Origin of the sequence: Komagataeibacter intermedius TF2, from assembly GCF_000964425.1 — a bacterium.
GTDB classification, from domain to species: Bacteria; Pseudomonadota; Alphaproteobacteria; order Acetobacterales; family Acetobacteraceae; genus Komagataeibacter; species Komagataeibacter intermedius.
Genome location: NZ_BANF01000082.1, coordinates 1 through 2503, shown reverse-complemented (window position 1 = coordinate 2503; position 2503 = coordinate 1). Strand labels below are relative to the sequence as shown.

General features: G+C 58.4%; 2 protein-coding genes. One reads left to right on the top strand and one right to left on the bottom strand.

The window, feature by feature from the left end:
- Window positions 1-2171, bottom strand: a 2171-nt coding sequence (locus B7449_RS12100; protein WP_048883649.1) for a Tn3 family transposase, incomplete at its 3' end; no start/stop codon positions are given.
- 156 nt (window positions 2172-2327) lie between these two features.
- Between B7449_RS12100 and B7449_RS12095 the strand changes: the two genes are divergently transcribed.
- Window positions 2328-2503, top strand: a 176-nt coding sequence (locus B7449_RS12095) for a recombinase family protein (RefSeq protein WP_048883650.1), incomplete at its 3' end; no start/stop codon positions are given.

Here is a 2503-nt window from a genome sequence, read left to right as displayed (position 1 = left end):
GCAATCACCCGGGTCGAAAACGGATCATACTGATCGGAGATGTGGGTGTAGAAACTGACGCCCGGTTCACTGCCATTGCGCGCATTGATATCGCTGATCGCAGCGCCTCTGCCCCCTGCATGAAACAATTGACCATCACTTGAGGACGATGTGCCGTCTCCCCAGAGTGACGCCAGCGGCAGCCCACGATGGGCTGCAACCATACGGCCAAGGGCTTCGGCGTATCCGGCCTCGCTGATATGCCAGTCATGCAGATGCGCCAACTGGCGCAGGGTGGCACCCTGACAGGTGTCGGCCATGCGTGTCAGACCAAGATTAATCCCATCCGCCAGGATCACCGTCAGCAGGGCGTTTTTGTCATCCGCGACACGGCTGGAACGGCGATGGGTAAAGCAGTCGGTGAAGCTGATCCAGCGGTCCACTTCCAGCAGAAGATCAGTAATCTTGATCCGTGGCAGCCGGTCGTAAGCCGCCCGCCTCAACTCTTCCACAGCAGGGGGTGTAATTGCTTTCAGAGGCGAAATCACAAGACCATGTGCATCAAGCCGGACCTGTGACAACTCGCCCTTCCTGGCAAGAGCCGTCACCCGGTTCAGCGCGGTTTCCAGCACTGCACGCCGTTGAGAAAGGAACGTGTCAGCCGTAGCATTGATCGCCAGAGGCAACGGTCCTTGCGCGCGCATCGCTGCAAACGTGGCTTCCGGAAGAAGGTAGGTGTCGAATGCGCGGTATTGGCGACTTTCCGTTACCCAGATGTCTCCGGCACGCAGACGCTCGCGCAGCTGGGTCAGAACACAGAGTTCGTAAGCCTGTCGTATGACTGTTCCCTCTGGCCTGACAAAGCTGTGCCAGGAAGGCGGAATGAAACGGATCGGACAGGAGTCAGGCAAGCGGCGTTTACCGGTCCGATAGAGGTCTCCAATGATCTGCACCGCCTTCAGTAATCCCTGTACCGTGCGACCACCCTGAAACTGGAACGCGTTCAGGAATGGACCAATGGCAGGACGAAGAGAGCGATGCCGGTTGATCAGTTCGGCCGTGCGATCAATGGTCTCTGGAGCTGTCAGGGTTTCAGCCCTGCCGATGGCGTCCTGGAGGCGGGGCCAGTCAATTCCCGTAATGGCAGACAGTGAATCAACGCCCTGATCACGCGCCTCAATCAGATGACGGCAGGAGGTTGTCAGCAGACGAAGCTGGGCCTGCAACGATCGCATGGTGACAATCGCTTTGTCACGGATCCGGTGCTCGGCACGGCGCATCATGCTTCCGAGGAGTTTGTCCATCATTGTGAGGGTCGCGTCGGTTAGAACCTCTTCAAGTCGGACCCCGGCTGCCACCAGAATGGCGTAACGACGGGATGACCGAAGCTCGGCCAGATGCTGGGGCGTAATCCGGGCAGCTTCTTCGCTCAAACGGTCAAAGGCCACACGCGGTATGGTCGTGGCGCGAGCGCTGTCGAGGTTCAGGGATCGTACATACTCCAGGCGTTCCAGCAATCGCAGGATATTGCGCGCGGCTGGTGACAGGGGCGGGTTACGCAGCCACGAGAGCCAGGAGGCACTGCGATCGCCACGACGCTCCAGCATTTTGTCCAAACGACAACGGGTTTCCGGCGGCAGATCCCCTGCAAGGACGTCATGGACAAGGTGATCGGCCTGCTGGCGAGCACGGCGCACCAAGGCTTCAATGACAGTGACCGACGGCAGGAGAATGCTTCGGCGACGCATCTCGTCAATCAGGATCGCAGCCATGCGGGATGGCTGGGTCACATGATGTGCAATTGGCATCGCGAAACCGGTCATGTCATGAAATGCCGACCGATCGAAGGTTCGGTAGCCATAACGCTTCATCAGGTGGGCCAGATGGGATCGACGGGTTTCGTCACGACGTCCGTAATGGGACCAGAGCCCAGGGGACAGGTCGAGCTGCCGCGCAACAAATGACAGAATGGGAGCCGGTGGTGTTTCACCAGATTCCAGTACCCGTCCCGGCCAGCGCATGTAGAGCATGACCATCGTGAAACCCAATCGGGAGGTTTCTCCGCGGCGGGTTGCGATCAGATCGAAGTCATCCTGGCTGAGTGTAAAATGTCTCGTGATCTCGCGATCATCGACAGAAGGCTCGTAATGTCGGGCAAGAGCTTCACGGGTCAGAAGACGGCGCCGCGCCATGATCGGATGTCTCCTTCATGTGTCCGGAAGGGGATCGTTGGACGGACTGTCCCGGACAAGTGCAACACGTCATGGAATACAGCCGTGTGCTGTGTCTCATAAAGGTGGTACCATATGTTTTGCAGTCATGGGGCCTTATACGTTACACTTTCCCGTATGACACACATAATGATCGGCTATGCCCGCTGCTCGACGGACAAACAGGATCTCGCGGCCCAGCATCAGGAACTGCTCAAACTCGGTGTTTCTGCCGATCGTATTTACACCGACAAGGGCTTCACCGGCACGAACCGGGAAAGGGCCGGCCTTGACCAGGCACTGGCGGCTGTTCG